Genomic DNA, 16864 nt, shown 5'->3' with positions numbered 1-16864 from the left:
ATTTTCAGAAGGCTGCAGAGCATGGCTGAAGATAAATCTAAGGCGCTGTCATGGCGCTGTTATAGCACGACAGGTTTCCGCATTGGCCAGATCCATTGCCAGCGGCACGCGGCTCAGACGGTTCCCCAGAGCAGAAAGCTGATCAAAAATAAGGCCCTTCTCTGTTACCAGTAAATCGTAACCGTTAAAGCCTTCTCCGGCACCAATAGCCAGCGAGCTGGGTGATTCAAAGCTCAGCGGTGCTGTTGCTATTCGGTCCCCGGCCGCCGATTGATACACCAGCTGCCCCTGCAGGTACATCGCCACGGCAATACCACCGCAGTACGGCATGATGTCGTCAATCAGTGTCGCACCGCTGAACAATACGTTGTCGGCCGCAGCATTGCTGATGCTGTTGCCGGCGTAATCCGTCAGGGTTAAGGGTATTTCTCCCTGCGCATTAAATATAAAGCGGCGTACTTTATTACCATCAGAGACATACAGCGTGTTACCGCTGACCCGCACACCATTTGGCGATTGTATGCCGTAAGCATCTCCCAGCCAGTTTTTTTCAAAGCTTTTAATCGCTGGCGGTGATGCCGAATAATCCAGACTGATACGGCCCAGTGCTGAACGACCAAAATAATTGGTATCGGCAATTATTAAGTTTCCATCCGGAGCAAATGCCAGACCATTGGGAATGGACAAACTGTCCAGCGGGTCGGTTGTACCTTTACGATCCAGCGCGCGGAATATTAAAGGCCGTTGCTTTAGGCTGGCTGCCAGCAGGTGTGTATCCTGCACCAGAACCAGCCGGAACCAGCGCCATTCCAGCCGGTTCTCCTGACAGACCGTAAAAACCCAGCCGTTATGCTCGGCAATACCGGCAAAAGCACAGTCGCTCCCCTCATACAGTGCCCGCCTTTGGTAACTGGTATTGCCAAGAGCATCCGTTGAACGCCGGATCTGATAAATATTTTTACCACCACTGACCAGTAAATCTCCGGTGGAGGTAAACAGAATATTTTCAGCATCCGGTATTCGCATCAGGGTTTCTTTTTCGATACAACCGGTAAGTAAAAAAATGGTTATCAATGCGCAGATTATGCGTAAAGACCGTTCGGGAAAAAGCAGTTTCACTGCAAAGAAAGAACGCAGATAGCGTCCGGCAACAAACGGAGTGCGGGTAAGAGCAACGTTGCGCATGCAGAATCCTTTTTATTGTTTTGATTATTCCAGGCCCGGAATTCACCGGACTTATCAAAACTGGTTCAGCATGGTTAAAGGTGCAAATAACTGGCCCGGATTGTCCGGGCTTTTCTTTAACGTAAAACAACCGCCGGCACTGTTACTCTGGCGATAATAAGAATCAGGCAAAACAGCCAGGGAAGACTGTTATTTTTATTAATAAAGAGCGTGAAAATTTACGCCAGCATACGGATATTGTCGGCAGTCAGATTAATAATATTCTGCCGTGCCTGCGGACTGATCCAGGCGTTATGCGGAGTAACAATCAGATTAAGATTGCCCTGCTTAAGCGCGGACAGCAGCGGGTGTCCTTCGTCTGGTGGTTCTACCGGTAATACATCCACAGCCAGCCCACCCAGATGCCCAGACTGTAACGCCCAGAGTGCGGCCATTTCGTCGATGATGCCACCGCGGGCACAGTTCACCACCAGACAGCCGCGCTTCAGGCGGTCGATATTGTCGCGGTTGAGCAGGTGCCGGGTGTGTTCATTCAGCGGACAATGAAAACTGAGCACATCAGCCTGCTCAATCGCCAGCTCAAAAGGTAGGCGGCTGTCATCTTCTGCTCCCGGACGGGCGCAGAACATCACCGTCATGCCAAAGGCTTCAGCCAGTTTAGCCACGGCACTGCCCAGCGTGCCCTGACCAACAATCACCAGGGTTTTACCCGCCAGCTCAGTCGTATTGTGATTCAGCAAACAGAAGAACGGGCTTTGCTGCCAGGCACCACCACGGATGTCGTGCTGATAACGCGGCAAGCGCGCCGCCAGTGCCAGCATCAGCATCAGGGTGTGCTGTGCCACCGAGTGCGTGCCGTAATTGCTGACGTTGCGCACCGGTACACCCTGCGCCCGGGCAGCGTCCATATCGATATTGTTGGTGCCGGTGGCCAGCACCAGAATGCCCTTACGGCCCTGCATAGCCCAGCCAGGTATCTGCACCTTGTTGGTAAGAATCAGTTCGGCATCAGCCAGATGCTCTTCCAACTGTTCCGGGCTGGTACGGGTAAATACCCGAAGTTCGCTCACCAGCGCCCGGATCGGGCTTAAATCAACGCCAGAGCCGAGCGTGTCGGCATCCAGTAATACGGCTTTCATCATGTTCGGCGTCCCAGTTCAGGATGTGTGGATCAGGCCTGCTGAATTCGGCCCATTGTTAGTGACTATAACGCTCAATACAACAGTCTGTTGCTGTGGCGGCGGGTGAAATCCGACACTGCGGCCCTATATAGTTATCGCAATAAGTAAATTACTCATTCATCCCGGAGAATGTATGTCCACCGATACCCAGATTCTGTTCAACGCCACAACCACAGGCGATATTTCCCTGCCCAACCGTTTCGTGATGGCGCCACTCACCCGCTGCCGCGCCATTGGCCACCAGCCCAATGAACTGATGGCCGAATATTATGCTCAGCGTGCCAGTGCCGGTCTGTTAATTACTGAATGCACGATGGTAACGCCCCGCACGTCTGCCTTTGGCAATGATCCGGGTATTTACTCTGCTGAGCAGGTTGAAGGCTGGAAACTGACCACCAACGCCGTGCATAAAGCCGGTGGCCGTATTTTTATGCAGATCTGGCACGCCGGACGTGCGGCCCATCCGCTGCTGAATAACGGCACCGAAGCGGTTGGCCCAAGCGCCATTGCCATTAATGACGAAGTGCACACACCGGAAGGCAAAAAACCTTACAGCGTGCCACGTGCTTTGAGCAAAACAGAAATTGCCACCATTGTTGATGACTTCCGCAAAGCCGCTGCCAATGCCATTGCCGCCGGTTTTGATGGTGTGGAAATTCACGGCGCCAATGGTTATTTAATTGACCAGTTCCTGCGCGATGGCTCAAACCAGCGCACCGATGAATACGGCGGTTCGCTGGAAAACCGTGCCCGTTTTCTAACCGAAATTCTCGACGCCGTTACCGCTGAAATCGGCAGTGGCCGCGTGGGTCTGCGCTTATCGCCACTGAACAGTTTTAACGATATGCGCGACAGTGATCCGCTGGCCTGGACCGAGTATCTGGCCAAACACCTGAACCGTTTTAATCTGGCTTATCTGCATTTAATGCGTGCCGATTTCTTTGGCGTGCAGCAGGCGGATGTGGTGAGTATTGCGCGTGAACATTATCAGGGCCATCTGATGCTGAACATGGGTTATAACGCCGATGAAGCGGCGGCGATTCTTGCTGCCGAAAAAGCCGATTCTGTTGCCTTTGGCACCGGTTTTCTCGCCAACCCGGACTTGCCTGCACGGGTTCAGGCCGGAGCAGAGCTGAACACACCGGATCAGAATACCTTCTATACCCAGGGTGCTGAAGGTTATACCGATTATCCATTTATGACGGCCTGAAAATAAAAAATCCTGCACCGGACTAATATCCAGCGCAGGATTTTTTATACCTCTCAGATCTGATCAGGGACGCTCGTCGTACTGAGGAATATCGTCGTGCGGCTGATCCCAGGAGGCTTTTGAGCCCATATAAATATGGGCCACGGGTTTTACCTGCACATCGGTGTCGAGCGTGCCGATACGCAGCCGGTAAATATCCGGCATGGATGGTCGCCGGCTGTACAGCGGCGAGCCACAGTTTTTACAGAAGGTGCGGAAGACCCCCGGCGTGGATTCAAACTCCCCCACCAGTTCCTGCCCTTTCAGCAGGCGGAATTCATCGACCTTAATCGCCGCATTAACCGCAAAGGCGCTGCCATTGGATTTACGGCACTTGCCACAATGACAAACCATGGCCTGACCCAGTTCGCCATCGATCTGATACTGAATTCCATTACACAAACAGCTGCCTGTCAGCATAACAATCTCCTTATCAGGCTTGCAGTGCACGCTGGATTGCATCTGCCACCACCGTATCGGTGACCTGCAGATCAGGAGCAAAACGGGCCAGAACCGTACCGTCTTTACCGATCAGGAATTTTTCAAAATTCCACATAATGTCGCTGTCATTGGCTGGCAGCAGATCTTTGGCAGCCAGCTTTTCTTTCAGCGCACCACCGGCAACGGCTTTTGGCTGGGCTGCAATTAATTGCTGGTACAGCGGATGGCGCCCCGGGCCATTTACCTCAAGCTTAGCGAACATCGGAAAGGTAACGTCATAGGTAAGGCTGCAGAACTGCTGAATTTCATCTTCACTGCCCGGTTCCTGTCCGAGAAACTGGTTGCAGGGAAAACCTAAAACTTCCAGCCCATTAGCCGCTTCAGCCTTGTACAGAGCTTCAAGCCCCTCATATTGCGGCGTCAGACCGCATTTGGACGCTACGTTCACCAGCAGCAGCACTTTGCCGCGGTAATCGTTCAGCGCCTGAGTCTCGCCCTGAATGTTTTTAACCTGAATATCATAAATGCTCATACCTGATCTCCGCAGTAGGTTTTTACAGATCACAGGCTGAAGGAATAAACGCAGCTGGTCAACGACCAGAAATGGAAACAATGCTTGCAGGCTAACGCCGTTAATCGCCCTGACGGGTGCGCTTGATAAAATGCGCCTGACAATCTTCATTCACCAGAGTGAAGATGCTGTAGTATTTTTTACCGGTTTTTACGTAGCTGGCCACCTCTTTCTGGCGGCTGGGATGGTGCACTTTCAGCACCCGGGCCGGATGAAAAATTTCGGCCGTTTTGAAGTAGCTTTTGGCTTTATCGTCGCTGGCCGCTTTGGCGTCGCGGTCAAGGCATTCGGCATACGTCACTGGCGCCAGAAACAATAGCCCTGCCGTCAGAATTGCCAATAACCATCTGAAAAAAGTGACCCAATAAACGCGCATAAACCTCTCCGGATATCAGGGAAGTGTAGACGTATCAACCACCAGGTCGCCGGATAACAGACAAAAAAAAAGCCGCAGACCAAAGGTGCTGCGGCGAGCTTCTCGAGCACAGAGAAATCGTTAGTCGTCGGAGCCCATCACACCCAGAATCTGCAGCAGACTCAGGAACAGGTTGTAGATGGCAACGTACAGGGTAACGGTTGCGGAGATGTAGTTCGTCTCACCACCGTGAATAATGGCACTGGTCTGGTAAGCAATCAGGCCGCTCATCAGCATGATAAACATGGCTGATACCGCCAGAGAGATCATTGGCAGACCCAGGAACAGGTTACCAATAGACAGAGCGAAGGCGACCAGAATACCCACCATCAGGGTTTTGCCCATACCGCTCAGGTCTTTACCGGTGCTCAGCACCCAGCCAGACATAGTCAGGAAGATCAGGCCGGTAGTACCCAGTGCCATGGCGATCATATCGGTGCCGCCCGGCAGTTTGGCGTACATAGAGACGATTGGTCCCAGAGTCAGGCCCATAAAACCGGTCAATGCGAATACTGAAACAATGCCCATCGCGCTGTTCTTGGTTTTCTCAACCAGAAACAACAGACCAAAGTAGCCCACCAGCGTCAGGATGATACCCGGATGTGGCCAGTTAAAAGCCATCGACATGCCAGCCACACCGGCACTGAAGATCAGTGTCATGGACAGCAGCATATAAGTGTTACGCAGTACTTTACGGCCATCCACGGCCTGCGTTTCATACGCCTGATTCTGTTCAGCCGGTACAACCACCGGCTCAGCGGATGCAGACTTCATGTTCAGATAATCGGGACGATTCATTGCCAACTCCTGTTTGTAAGAGATTGCGCCATTGTAGGCAGCGCGAATACAAAATAATATTCGAATTATCTTGCACTAATACATCGATTTTTACGAACATTTTATGAAACGTCTTAACTATAAACACCTGCTCTACTTTCATACGGTGGCTGCAGAAGGCAGTATTCTTGCCGCAGCCAAACGGCTGAATGTGACACCGCAAACCATCAGCGGTCAGCTAAGGCTGCTGGAAGAAGATCTCGGCAATGCCCTGTTTGCCAAGGCTGGGCGTGGACTGGAGCTGACCGACGCCGGACGGGTGGCGCTGGATTACACCCGCGAGATGTTCCGCCTCGGTGATGAATTGCAGGAAGTGATGCACCAGGGAGCGACCGAACGACCACTGGAATTTCGCGTGGGTATTGTGGATGCGCTGCCCAAGTCCATCGCCCACCGCTTACTGGTACCGGCGCTGAGTTTATCCGGGCGCATGCGCATCGTCTGCCACGAAGAACAGATGCCTACTCTGCTGGGTGAGCTGGCCGTGCACCGTCTGGATCTGGTGCTGGCCGACAGCCCGATTCCTTCCGGGATGAATATCCGCTGCTTTAACCACCTGCTTGGGCGCAGTACGCTGGCTTGCTTTGCCGCTCCGGCACTGCGTGAACGCTATTTGGGGGAGTTTCCTGAATGCCTGCGCGATGCCCCACTGCTGCTGCCGACCGATACCGCTTCTGGTCTGCGTACCGAGCTGCTGAGCTGGCTCGACCGCCTGAGCATTCCCATGCAGATTGCCGGCGAGTTTGATGACTCCGCCCTGCTGGAAGCCTTCGGTAATGAAGGCCATGGATTTTTCTTTGCACCAGCCGTTATCCGCGACGAAATCTGCCGCAAGTATCAGGTGGAATGCGTCGGGGAAGTGAATGATCTGGTGCAGGAATTCTATGCCATCTCGGCCGAACGCCGCATCAGCCATAACGCGGTCAGACTGATTACTGACCGCGCCAAGGATGGGTTTCTGACCAGTTGAACTCCTTACCAGCTGAACTCCTGACCAGTTGAACATGAGCCAGGAGTTACTCGACCGGGTTCAGACACTCGTTGCGGGTTGGGTCCACTTTGCAGCGGATTTTGCGCTGCAGTTTAAGCATCAGCGGGTCGTACACGCCTTTATCACGCAGAGCGATACGCAGATCACGCAGACGTGCCTGCTCCCTGGCCTGATCGGCGGCCGGTACATCTATCCAGAACGATGCTGGAATATTCGCCCGCTCTTTTTCAACCCGTTTAACGTAGTTATCGAACTTGAACAGGAAATCTTCGCGCAGAATCTGTGCCAGACCGATCGGGAAACGCTCACTGCGGCCAATCAGCTGAATGGTCGACTGCGACAGTGGCATGTTCATTATTCCCATACCCTGTTTTGCCTTACCGGCACCCGCGACATGATAGGCAACCAGTGGCGCCAGCATGGCTTCGGCCTGCCCGCTGACAAACTGATCGACACTGGTCAGCAGACCTCCCGGACGGGCATTGGCTTTCAGCTGTCCGGCCAGCGCGCGTAACGATACATCGCTGTCCGGCACGACCAGATCTTTGCCGGCCATCTGGGCAAATTTATGCAGCGTCTTACTGCCGGAATAGGCGTAGTTTTCCCCGAGAGAAGCCACCCCCAGCACGACATAATCCCCTTCCTGCAGCCTGTCAGCCATTTTCGGACTGGCAACCACCTGCATCAGCATCTGCAGGTGCTGCACATCAGGGATGCCACCCAGTGCTTCCAGCGTACCGGCAAAGCGGTTAAAGCTGAGGGCGCGACTACCGCTGATCAGAGCGGCATCACACTGCCCGGATGTCAGATCGTTGATCAGACTGTCCTCGTCCTGATAGGCGATAATGGTGAGGTCGAGCCCATAATGCAGCGAACGGAGCTTCTGATCATCAACGGCGGCAAATACCGGACCGGCCTTTCCGAGCATATCCCAGACGCAAAAACTGCGATTGATTTTGCCATTCTCCAGCTGGTCAGCGTACAGCTTCTTCAGTGCCCTGATCCGTTTTTCCAGAGGCAGATTCTGACTCATTACCGTTGCCTGCAGCTTATCCTGCTGCTTGGCATCGCGCTCCGCTGCACTCACCGTGTGCATGCCAAGTAATACTGTTGCCAGGCAGGCAACCCATAGGCCTTTGATCATCCGAATATCCTGCTGATGTGGTGTTTATGGTTGTTGTTGTTGTTTTTATTGTTGGCAGTAAAGGACATGAACCATACAAGGCTTATCCCTTTGGGCCTTATATCTGTGAATCAGCGCGCATTAAATATAAACGGTGCCGTGTCCACAATGTTGTAATCTGCCTTTATAACCCTTTTTATTGCCGGAGATAACCGTTACGACAGGCCAGTGCAAAGCACAGAATAAGAAAACAGACTGCTAACTATGCCTCTGTAATCGATCTCGACAAAACAGGTGATAACGGAGTGGGCTATCAGTGTTCAGTTGTTCAGCAATTTACCATTCTTAACAGAACAAAAATGAGTTAATTATTACTGTGTGAACAGCCCGAAATTCAGCAATAAAAATAACAAGGATTTACGCATGTCAGTCAAGACACCTCTCGAAATGCTTTATTACTGGGAAAAGACCACACCGGATGCCGTCTACCTGCGCCAGCCAATTGATGGGGTTTTTCATGATTTCACCTGGGCACAGGTGGGTGATCAGGTACGCAGAATCGCTAACGCACTGATTGCGCAGAACTTCGAACAAGGTTCACACATCGCCATTCTGTCGAAGAACTGTGCCGAGTGGTTTATTACCGACCTGGCGATCATGATGGCCGGGCATGTTTCAGTACCCATTTATTTTACCGCCGGGCAGGAAACCATCCGCTACGTACTTGCCCACAGTAACTGTAAGGCAATATTTATTGGCAAGCTGGACGATACCGAACACCAGTGTGCCGCCATCGACAGCCACATTACCCGTTTCGCTATGCCGTATGGCGATATACCTGCCCGCTATCAATGGCCGGAATTACTGCAGCAACCACCGCTGGCCAGCTCGCCGTTTCCTGATGCCTCTGACACCATGACCATTATTTATACCTCTGGCAGCACCGGTAATCCGAAAGGTGTCGTTAACACCTTTGGTTCTTACGGCTGGAGTTGCCAGGCTCTGGCCCAGGCTCTGAAGGTTGGCAATAAAGAACGCATGCTCAGCTACCTGCCACTGGCTCACATTACTGAGCGTGTGTATGTCGAGGGTGCCAGCCTGTATAACGGCTTCAGCGTTGCTTTTGTTGAGTCACTCGATACCTTTGCCGAAAACCTGAAGGCCGTATCACCGACGTTATTTATCTCGGTGCCGCGCCTCTGGACACGCTTCCAGATGGGCGTACTGGCCAAAATCCCACCGAAGAAGCTCAATCGTCTGCTCAGTATTCCGATTCTGAAAGGCATTGTGGCAAAAAAAATCCGCCAGCAACTGGGGCTCGACAGCGCACGTCTGTTTGGTTCCGGTTCGGCCCCGATTTCTCCGGCTACCCTGCACTGGTATGAGCGCATTGGCATTAATATCAGCGAAGGCTGGGGGATGTCGGAAAACAATGGCCTGGGCACGCTGAGCTACCCGTTCCGCCGCGATAAAATCGGCTGTATTGGTCACCCCTACGACGGGGTTGATCTGCGCATTGCTGAAGATGGCGAAATTCAGCTGAAAGGTCCCTGCGTGATGAAAGAGTATTATCTGGAGCCGGAAAAAACTGCCGAAGCCTTTACCGCCGATGGCTATCTGCGCACCGGTGATAAGGGCACCGTCGACAGTGATGGTTACGTCCGGATTACCGGCCGCCTGAAAGAAATATTCAAAACCGCCAAAGGTAAATACGTCGCGCCGGTGCCGATTGAATCCTTATTAATGGAAAATTCACTGATTGAACAGATCTGTGTTACCGGCAGCAATCTTAAACAACCCATTGCTCTGGTAGTACTGACACCGGAAGCTCAGGCGCATAATAAAGACCACTTACGCGACAGCCTGCAACATACCCTGGAACACATTAATAAAAAGCTGGAAAGCCACGCCCGCCTGGATGCTATGGTCGTCGTTGATGACAGCTGGAGTGTGGAAAATGGCTTGCTGACGCCGACGTTAAAAATCAAACGCCACTTAATTGAGAGTAAATATCACGACCTGATTCAGAGGGAACATGCCCAGAGTGTCGTCTGGCAGCAAGCCTGATAAAGGTAACATCAAAGAGAGCGGGCGTTATTCGCCCGCCAACTCCTCACAACGCCAGACGCCCTGCTCTCCGGCCAGATGCTGACTCAGCCTTGGCAACAGGTTCTGCATTTTATCTTTCAGTGTCCATGGAGGATTAATCACAATCATGCCGGAAGACGTCATTCCCCGCCCTTCAGTATCCGCACTCAATCCCAGTTCAAATAACTGAATACGCGCAATACCACTGGCCTTAAGCTGTTGTTCCAGTTTATTAATACGACTGCGTTCCACTACAGGGTACCAGAGCGCATAAATACCGGTGGCAAAGCGTCGGTGGGCTTTTATCAGCGTATCAACCACCAGCTCATAATCGCTTTTAATTTCATACGGCGGATCAATTAATACCAGTCCACGACGTTCACGTGGTGGCAGCGCTGCAATTAATCCTTTAAATCCATCGCTTTGCTCAACACGCAAGCGGCGGTCAGTCGCCATTAATTCATCCAGCAAACGAAAGTCCTGCGGATGCAGTTCAAATAGCTGTGCGCGGTCCTGCTCTCGTAAAAACAGCTGCCCAAGTCTCGGTGAGCCCGGATAAAGCTGACTGGCTGCCAGACCACTCTGATCATGATCCGGACGGCTGCTGGCCACCGCATGAAGGTAGCTTTGTAATTCCGGCCAGTCGCAGTTCTGCAGACGGCCGATACCGGTTTCAAACTCGGCATTCTTCTCTGCTTCCGCCGATTGCAGTGAATACAGACCGGCACCTGAGTGAGTGTCGATATAGACGAAAGGTTTTTCTTTCTGCTGCAGGTATTGCAGGATTTCAACCTGAATCAGATGTTTCAGTACATCGGCAAAATTGCCGGCATGAAAAGCGTGGCGGTAGCTCAGCATAGAATGTCCGCAGTGCTCAGATTAATGGTTATAAAAAGATAAAAAAAACGCATCGTCAGGCGATGCGTTTTTTCTGACCGGCAATTGTTATGGACGGTCGTCCACTTCTTCCACTTCCGGCGGCATCAGATCTTCACGGCTGATCTTCATCATCAGCAACAGACTGGAGGCAACAAATACCGACGAGTAAGTACCCACCACCACACCAATCATCAGTGCCACCGCAAAGTTATGAATCAGGTCGCCACCGACAATCATCAGAGCAAACAACACCAAAGCGGTGGTTAAGGAGGTCATAATGGTACGACCCAGCGTCTGATTGATCGAATAGTTGATGACTTCTTCTGAATCACCGCGGCGCAACATGCGGAAATTTTCACGAATATGGTCAGCAACAACGATGGTATCGTTCAGCGAGTAACCGATGACCGCCAGCAGTGCTGCCATTACCGTCAGATCAAATTCCCACTGGAACAGTGAGAACAGACCAATAATGATGATTACGTCGTGGAACAATGCCACCACAGCGCCGACCGAAAATTTAAACTGGAAGCGTGCGGCAACGTAAATCATCACCACAAACAACGCCAGCAATAAAGCCAGACCACCCTGGTCACGTAATTCTTCACCGACCTGCGCACCAACAAACTCACTGCGCATCAGCGTCAGTTTATTATCGGCACTCTGGGTTTGCAGAACATTCAGAACTTCCGCACCCAGATTGTCGCGGAAGGCTTCTGACATACGCACTAATACATCGGTTTCTGCACCAAAATGCTGAACCGTTACATCACGGTAACCGGCATTTTCCAGTGCCGTTGAGATGCGCTCGATGGATTCCGGTGTTTCATACTGAACTTCCAGCAGCGTACCGCCGGTAAAATCCAGACCCAGATTCAGACCACGGACTGCGATAGAACCGATAGAAATAACAATCAGAATAATCGACAGAATGCTGGCCGCATGACGCAGACGCATAAAGTTAAAGTTGGTCGCCCCAATCATGACTGACCTCCGATAGACAATGTTTCAATACGGCGGCCACCGTAAATCCAGTTAATAATGGCGCGGGTCAGAACAATGGCGGTAAACATCGAGGTGATAATACCGAACGACAGTGTAACCGCGAATCCTTTCACCGGACCGGTTCCGACAGCAAACAGAATGACCGCTACGATCAGCGTGGTCAGGTTGGCATCGAAAATGGTGATAAAGGCACGGTTATAACCTTCATGAATCGCCTGCTGTGGCGAGCGGCCATTGCCCAGTTCTTCGCGTATGCGGGCAAAAATCAGTACGTTGGCATCCACCGCCATACCCACGGTTAATACGATACCGGCAATACCCGGCAGCGTTAACGTGGCGCCGATCATCGACATCAGAGCAATCAGAATAACGATATTGGCCAACAGGGCTACGTTGGCAACCAGACCAAACAAGCGGTAGTAAACAGCCATCAGCACCAACACTAATGCCAGACCCAATACCACTGAGTTAATACCCATTTCGATATTTTCTTTACCCAGGCTTGGGCCAACGGTGCGCTCTTCAACGAAGTACATTGGCGCCGCCAGTGCACCGGCACGCAACAGCAGGGCCAGCTCAGAGGCTTCTGCAGATTCCAGGCCGGTAATGCGGAAGCTGTTACCCAGCGTACTCTGAATAGTTGCCAGAGAAATAATGGATTTTTCCACAATCTGAATGGTTTTCGGCATTTCCACACCATCGACCAGCTCATAGGTGGTTTTCGGTTTACGCTCGACAAAGAGTACCGCCATACGACGCTTTACTGCTTTACGGGTAACCTGAGTCATCATCGCGCCACCTTTGGCGTCGAGATCAATATTCACCTGCGGAAAGCCATTCTCATCAAAGGATGGCTGGGCGTTAGTTACGCTGTCACCGGTTGCGATAATGGCTTTTTCCAGACGCGCAGTACGGAACTGCTCATTACGGAAGGCATATTCTTCGGTCTGGAAACGACTGGCACCCGGCTCGGCTTCAAGACGAAACTCCAGATTCGCGGCTTTGCCCAGAATTTTCTTGGCTTCAGCAGTGTCCTGTACACCCGGCAGTTCAACCACGATGCGGTTACGGCCCTGACGCTGCACCAGAGGTTCAGCAACACCCAGCTCGTTCACCCGGTTACGCAGGGTCGTGAGGTTTTGCTTGATGGCGTAGTCTTCAAATTCTTTGATTTTTGCTTCGGTAATCGCCAGAACAACGTCAGCGTACTCACCTTTATCTTCATTTTCCTGCAGGAATTCAGGATAGGTGCGGGAAATAAAGCTGTTAGCCTGCGCCCGGACTTCAGCATCGACGAAGCTGATACGCAGCTTATGATCTTCAATCTGAATTCGACGGTACTTCAGCTGTTCTTCACGCAGACGGTTACGGAATTCTTCACGGTAATTGGCGATTTTACTTTTAACGTAATCATCCATATCCACTTCCATCAGGAAGTGCACACCACCGCTCAGATCCAGACCCAGCGTCATCGGGCCCGCGCCCATATTGAGCAACCAGTCGGGGGTGGTCGGCGCCAGGTTCAGTGCCACAATGAATTCATCACCCAGCAAACGCTGTACGGCGTCTTTTGCCGGCAACTGATTTTCGTTGCTGGTCAGGCGAAACAATGCCGTACTGCCGGTCACTTCTTCACCAAAAAATTCGATATTGCGTTCCTGCAGAGCAGAACGGACTTTAGTCAGTACCGCCTCCGACATTTCAGCGCCAGAACGGGCCGGCGTTACCTGAATAGCAGCATCGGGCGGATACAGGTTGGGTGCGGCATAAAGACAGGCAAAAATCAGCGCCAGCACAATGAGAAGGTTTTTCCACAGCGGGTATTTATTGAGCATACAACTGCCCTTATTCCTTATTCAGAAAACAAAGACGGCCTCCTGAGAGACCGTCCTGAGCCCGGAGACGGGGCTTAAGCTTTAACGTCTTTGATGGTGCCTTTTGGCAGAGCCGCCGTAATGGCTACTTTCTGCACCGGCAACTGTACGCCGTCAGCCACTTCGATAACCACAAAGTCATCGGTTACTTTGGTGATTTTGCCCAGCATACCGCCGGCGGTTACCACTTCATCACCTTTGCTCAGGCCACCGATCAGATTTTTATGCTCTTTCTGACGCTTGCTCTGTGGACGCCACAGCAGGAAGTAGAAAATCAGCAGAAAACCGCCGAGGAATACCAGCTGACCGGTAATGCCCATTGGCTGTTGTGCTGCCGCGCCACCGTCGGCCATAGCCAGTCCGGAGGTAGTTAAGGCCAGAGCTGCCAGAATTGCTTTCATGTAGAGAGTCTCCCAATTACTTACCGCGAGTATGTCACGGCTGAACGACAAAATGTTTACAGACGGCACCGTAAAGCGCCGCGTGTTATTTATTCCCTGGCTCCGGAGTCCTGATCCAGTGGCGGGGTCTTCATGCCCCGTTTGGCATAGAACTCATCGACAAACCCGGCAAATGTACCTTCTTCCAGTGAGCGGCGCAAACCGGCCATCAGGGTCTGGTAATAATGGAGGTTATGAATGCTATTTAAAGTAGCCCCCAGAATTTCTTTGCATTTGTCCAGATGATGCAGGTATGCACGACTGAAGTTTTTGCAGGTGTAGCAGTCGCACTCATCATCCACCGGACCGTTGTAGGTACGGTTGGCGGCGTTGCGGATTTTCAGCACCCCTTTCGAGGTGAACAGGTGCGAGTTGCGCGCATTACGGGTTGGCATCACGCAGTCAAACATATCCACCCCACGACGCACACCTTCTACCAGATCTTCAGGCTTACCCACGCCCATCAGGTAACGCGGCTTGTCCTGCGGCATTTTCGGCGCCACATGACGCAACACGCGCATCATGTCCGGCTTCGGTTCGCCCACACTCAGACCACCGATGGCATAACCGTCGAAACCGATTTCCAGCAGACCGGCGAGGGATTCGTCACGCAGGTCTTCATACATGCCGCCCTGAATAATGCCGAACAGAGCCGATGGGTTATCGCCATGGGCGTCTTTTGAACGCTTGGCCCAGCGCAATGACATGCGCATCGAATCAGCTGCCTGCTTTTCAGTCGCCGGATACGGTGTGCATTCGTCAAAAATCATCACGATGTCGGAACCCAGATCGCGCTGCACCTGCATTGAGCTTTCCGGTGTCATCATGACCTTGTCGCCATTGACCGGCGAACGGAAAGCCACCCCTTCTTCGGTAATTTTGCGCATATCACCAAGGCTGAACACCTGAAAGCCGCCAGAGTCGGTCAGGATTGGCTTATCCCAGCCGATAAAATCATGCAGATCACCGTGCTCTTTAATCACCTCAGTTCCGGGACGCAGCATCAGGTGGAAGGTATTGCCGAGAATAATCTCAGCGCCCAGCGCCTCAACCTGATCGGGGTTCAGGCCTTTCACCGAGCCATAAGTTCCCACCGGCATAAACGCCGGGGTCTGAATTTTGCCGCGCGGAAAGGTAATGGTGCCGCGGCGCGCATGGCTTGAGCCATCAGTAATTTCGGAGTGCAGCTCAAACTGCATAAAACATTCACGGGTCATGGACATTATTCCGGTTGAGCGTCATTCAGCACTGGCTGCGGACGGGATAAAAACATGGCATCGCCATAACTGTAAAAACGATAACGCTGGGCAACGGCCTCGGCATAGGCTGCCATGGTGTTATCACGGCCGGCGAAAGCAGACACCAGCATAATTAAGGTCGATTCCGGCAGATGGAAGTTGGTGATCATGGCATCGACGCTGCGGAAGCGGTAACCGGGGTAAATAAAGATACGGCTTTCATCATAGAAAGGCGCAATCTCACCACTCTGGCTGGCACTTTCCAGACTGCGCACCGAGGTGGTGCCCACCGCCACGACACGCTTACCGGCAGCACGGGTGGCGTTCACCGCATCAACCACATCCTGGCTGACTTCAATATACTCAGCGTGCATCTCATGATCGTGGATATTATCCACCTTCACCGGCTGGAAGGTACCCGCGCCCACATGCAGGGTAACGTAGGTAAAGTTAACGCCCTTCTCTTTAAGCACCTGCAACAGCGGTTCATCAAAATGCAGCCCGGCAGTTGGTGCCGCCACTGCACCCGGCTTCTCGGCATACACCGTCTGATAACGCTCGCGGTCTTCTTCGGCATCATCACGCTCCATATAAGGAGGCAGAGGCATATGACCAACCTCATCGAGAATGCTCAGCAACGGCCGTTCATCAAGGAAGCGTAACTGAAACAGCGCCCCTTCGCGGCCGACCACCTCAACCTCAACACCGCCCAGTAAAATCCGGCTGCCGGGCTTCGGTGAACGGGAAGAACGCAGATGAGCTAACGCTTCATGCTCACCGGTCACTCTTTCTATTAAGGCTTCCAGCTTGCCGCCACTGAGCTTTTCGCCAAACAGGCGCGCCGGAATCACCTTGGTATTGTTAAACACCAACAGATCACCGGGCTCCAGCATGGAGGCAAGGTCTTTAAAGGTATGATGCGCACGCTCACCGGTTGCACCATTAAGGCACAACAGACGTGAGGCACTGCGTTCTGCCATCGGATAACGGGCAATCAGCTCGTCCGGCAGATCAAAGTGAAAATCGCTGGTCTTCATCTCGTTCTTGGCGGGCTCTGAGACTGCAAAAGTCGGCTTGCAGCCCCGGCCGGTGCGGTAATGACTGGAGGACTGCAAGATTACCGGAGATAAGCCGGTAAGTTAAGGAAATCATTAGAGAAATTGTTGACAGCGCATTTTTTTCGAGTAGTATGCGCGCCACTGACACGCTACTGATGCGCCAGAGTGGCGAAATTGGTAGACGCAGGGGATTCAAAATCCCCCGCCTTTGCGGGTGTGCCGGTTCGAGTCCGGCCTCTGGTACCAAGCAAAAATAGTACTGTCAGTGTGATGTGCGAAGTGGTAACAT

The 16864-nt window shown here is 52.3% G+C and carries 16 protein-coding genes and 1 tRNA gene; 4 read left to right on the top strand and 13 right to left on the bottom strand.

Annotation, left to right across the window (positions count from 1 at the left end; genetic code table 11):
- Positions 1-48: 48 nt before the first annotated feature.
- Positions 49-1185, bottom strand: coding sequence for an SMP-30/gluconolactonase/LRE family protein (locus LGT44_RS18295; protein WP_230331572.1), 1137 nt, complete (start codon positions 1183-1185; stop codon positions 49-51).
- Between the two features lie 218 nt (positions 1186-1403).
- The gene (locus LGT44_RS18290) at positions 1404-2327 is read right to left on the bottom strand and encodes a D-2-hydroxyacid dehydrogenase (RefSeq protein WP_230331571.1); all 924 of its coding nucleotides are present in this window, start codon (positions 2325-2327) and stop codon (positions 1404-1406) included.
- Positions 2328-2499: 172 nt separating this feature from the next.
- Between LGT44_RS18290 and LGT44_RS18285 the strand changes: the two genes are divergently transcribed.
- Positions 2500-3576: an alkene reductase gene (locus LGT44_RS18285; protein ID WP_230331570.1), complete on the top strand. Its 1077-nt coding sequence runs from the start codon at positions 2500-2502 to the stop codon at positions 3574-3576.
- Between the two features lie 63 nt (positions 3577-3639).
- Here LGT44_RS18285 and LGT44_RS18280 read toward each other — a convergent pair whose 3' ends face one another.
- The 4 genes from LGT44_RS18280 to LGT44_RS18265 all read right to left on the bottom strand — a co-directional run bounded on the left by LGT44_RS18280 (position 3640) and on the right by LGT44_RS18265 (position 5840).
- On the bottom strand, positions 3640-4035 hold the full coding sequence (locus tag LGT44_RS18280; protein ID WP_225691851.1) for a GFA family protein: 396 nt from the start codon (positions 4033-4035) through the stop codon (positions 3640-3642).
- A gap of 13 nt (positions 4036-4048) precedes the next feature.
- Entirely contained in the window at positions 4049-4588 is a 540-nt protein-coding gene (locus LGT44_RS18275) for a glutathione peroxidase (RefSeq protein ID WP_145471006.1), read from the bottom strand.
- Between the two features lie 100 nt (positions 4589-4688).
- Positions 4689-5003, bottom strand: a complete 315-nt coding sequence (locus LGT44_RS18270; protein WP_230331569.1) for a hypothetical protein — start codon at positions 5001-5003, stop codon at positions 4689-4691.
- A gap of 120 nt (positions 5004-5123) precedes the next feature.
- Positions 5124-5840: a Bax inhibitor-1/YccA family protein gene (locus tag LGT44_RS18265; protein ID WP_230332094.1), complete on the bottom strand. Its 717-nt coding sequence runs from the start codon at positions 5838-5840 to the stop codon at positions 5124-5126.
- Positions 5841-5943: 103 nt separating this feature from the next.
- Between LGT44_RS18265 and nhaR the strand changes: the two genes are divergently transcribed.
- Positions 5944-6849 carry a transcriptional activator NhaR gene (gene nhaR / locus LGT44_RS18260; protein ID WP_230332093.1) on the top strand — a complete coding sequence of 302 codons (906 nt, stop codon included), beginning with the start codon at positions 5944-5946 and terminating at the stop codon, positions 6847-6849.
- Positions 6850-6895: 46 nt separating this feature from the next.
- Here nhaR and LGT44_RS18255 read toward each other — a convergent pair whose 3' ends face one another.
- Positions 6896-8014: a putative solute-binding protein gene (locus tag LGT44_RS18255; protein ID WP_145471004.1), complete on the bottom strand. Its 1119-nt coding sequence runs from the start codon at positions 8012-8014 to the stop codon at positions 6896-6898.
- Between the two features lie 402 nt (positions 8015-8416).
- On the opposite strand from LGT44_RS18255, the gene LGT44_RS18250 reads away from it, so the two are divergent.
- Positions 8417-10060: an AMP-binding protein gene (locus LGT44_RS18250; protein WP_230332092.1), complete on the top strand. Its 1644-nt coding sequence runs from the start codon at positions 8417-8419 to the stop codon at positions 10058-10060.
- Between the two features lie 27 nt (positions 10061-10087).
- On the opposite strand, the gene LGT44_RS18245 is transcribed toward LGT44_RS18250, so the two are convergent.
- The 6 genes from LGT44_RS18245 to queA all read right to left on the bottom strand — a co-directional run bounded on the left by LGT44_RS18245 (position 10088) and on the right by queA (position 16554).
- On the bottom strand, positions 10088-10939 hold the full coding sequence (locus LGT44_RS18245) for a 23S rRNA (adenine(2030)-N(6))-methyltransferase RlmJ (protein WP_230332091.1): 852 nt from the start codon (positions 10937-10939) through the stop codon (positions 10088-10090).
- A gap of 87 nt (positions 10940-11026) precedes the next feature.
- Positions 11027-11944: a protein translocase subunit SecF gene (secF, locus tag LGT44_RS18240; protein WP_225691844.1), complete on the bottom strand. Its 918-nt coding sequence runs from the start codon at positions 11942-11944 to the stop codon at positions 11027-11029.
- Positions 11941-13800, bottom strand: a complete 1860-nt coding sequence (gene secD, locus LGT44_RS18235) for a protein translocase subunit SecD (protein ID WP_230332090.1) — start codon at positions 13798-13800, stop codon at positions 11941-11943. The genes secF and secD overlap by 4 nt, the downstream gene beginning before the upstream one ends.
- Before the next feature lie 74 nt (positions 13801-13874).
- Complete coding sequence (gene yajC / locus LGT44_RS18230) at positions 13875-14240, bottom strand: preprotein translocase subunit YajC (RefSeq protein WP_145471000.1); 366 nt, start codon at positions 14238-14240, stop codon at positions 13875-13877.
- An 89-nt stretch (positions 14241-14329) separates the two neighbouring features.
- Complete coding sequence (tgt, locus tag LGT44_RS18225) at positions 14330-15478, bottom strand: tRNA guanosine(34) transglycosylase Tgt (RefSeq protein ID WP_446751462.1); 1149 nt, start codon at positions 15476-15478, stop codon at positions 14330-14332.
- A 23-nt stretch (positions 15479-15501) separates the two neighbouring features.
- On the bottom strand, positions 15502-16554 hold the full coding sequence (gene queA, locus LGT44_RS18220; RefSeq protein ID WP_230332089.1) for a tRNA preQ1(34) S-adenosylmethionine ribosyltransferase-isomerase QueA: 1053 nt from the start codon (positions 16552-16554) through the stop codon (positions 15502-15504).
- Positions 16555-16734: 180 nt separating this feature from the next.
- Between queA and LGT44_RS18215 the strand changes: the two genes are divergently transcribed.
- Positions 16735-16821: transfer RNA gene (locus LGT44_RS18215), tRNA-Leu, on the top strand.
- The last annotated feature ends 43 nt before the right edge of the window (positions 16822-16864 follow it).

This window comes from Thalassolituus alkanivorans (genome assembly GCF_020447205.1).
Taxonomy (GTDB): Bacteria; Pseudomonadota; Gammaproteobacteria; order Pseudomonadales; family Oceanobacteraceae; genus Venatoribacter; species Venatoribacter alkanivorans.
Note: the sequence above shows the minus strand (reverse complement) of the source record. Positions and strands in the feature narration are given on the sequence as shown.

Excerpts from the sequence above, each read along its gene's own strand:
- LGT44_RS18295 (WP_230331572.1), bottom strand. The coding sequence starts at position 1,185 with ATGCGCAACGTTGCTCTTACCCGCACTCCGTTTGTTGCCGGACGCTAT.
- LGT44_RS18290 (WP_230331571.1), bottom strand. The coding sequence starts at position 2,327 with ATGATGAAAGCCGTATTACTGGATGCCGACACGCTCGGCTCTGGCGTT.
- LGT44_RS18285 (WP_230331570.1), top strand. The coding sequence starts at position 2,500 with ATGTCCACCGATACCCAGATTCTGTTCAACGCCACAACCACAGGCGAT.
- LGT44_RS18280 (WP_225691851.1), bottom strand. The coding sequence starts at position 4,035 with ATGCTGACAGGCAGCTGTTTGTGTAATGGAATTCAGTATCAGATCGAT.
- LGT44_RS18275 (WP_145471006.1), bottom strand. The coding sequence starts at position 4,588 with ATGAGCATTTATGATATTCAGGTTAAAAACATTCAGGGCGAGACTCAG.
- LGT44_RS18270 (WP_230331569.1), bottom strand. The coding sequence starts at position 5,003 with ATGCGCGTTTATTGGGTCACTTTTTTCAGATGGTTATTGGCAATTCTG.
- LGT44_RS18265 (WP_230332094.1), bottom strand. The coding sequence starts at position 5,840 with ATGAATCGTCCCGATTATCTGAACATGAAGTCTGCATCCGCTGAGCCG.
- nhaR (WP_230332093.1), top strand. The coding sequence starts at position 5,944 with ATGAAACGTCTTAACTATAAACACCTGCTCTACTTTCATACGGTGGCT.
- LGT44_RS18255 (WP_145471004.1), bottom strand. The coding sequence starts at position 8,014 with ATGATCAAAGGCCTATGGGTTGCCTGCCTGGCAACAGTATTACTTGGC.
- LGT44_RS18250 (WP_230332092.1), top strand. The coding sequence starts at position 8,417 with ATGTCAGTCAAGACACCTCTCGAAATGCTTTATTACTGGGAAAAGACC.
- LGT44_RS18245 (WP_230332091.1), bottom strand. The coding sequence starts at position 10,939 with ATGCTGAGCTACCGCCACGCTTTTCATGCCGGCAATTTTGCCGATGTA.
- secF (WP_225691844.1), bottom strand. The coding sequence starts at position 11,944 with ATGATTGGGGCGACCAACTTTAACTTTATGCGTCTGCGTCATGCGGCC.
- secD (WP_230332090.1), bottom strand. The coding sequence starts at position 13,800 with ATGCTCAATAAATACCCGCTGTGGAAAAACCTTCTCATTGTGCTGGCG.
- yajC (WP_145471000.1), bottom strand. The coding sequence starts at position 14,240 with ATGAAAGCAATTCTGGCAGCTCTGGCCTTAACTACCTCCGGACTGGCT.
- tgt (WP_446751462.1), bottom strand. The coding sequence starts at position 15,478 with ATGCAGTTTGAGCTGCACTCCGAAATTACTGATGGCTCAAGCCATGCG.
- queA (WP_230332089.1), bottom strand. The coding sequence starts at position 16,554 with ATGAAGACCAGCGATTTTCACTTTGATCTGCCGGACGAGCTGATTGCC.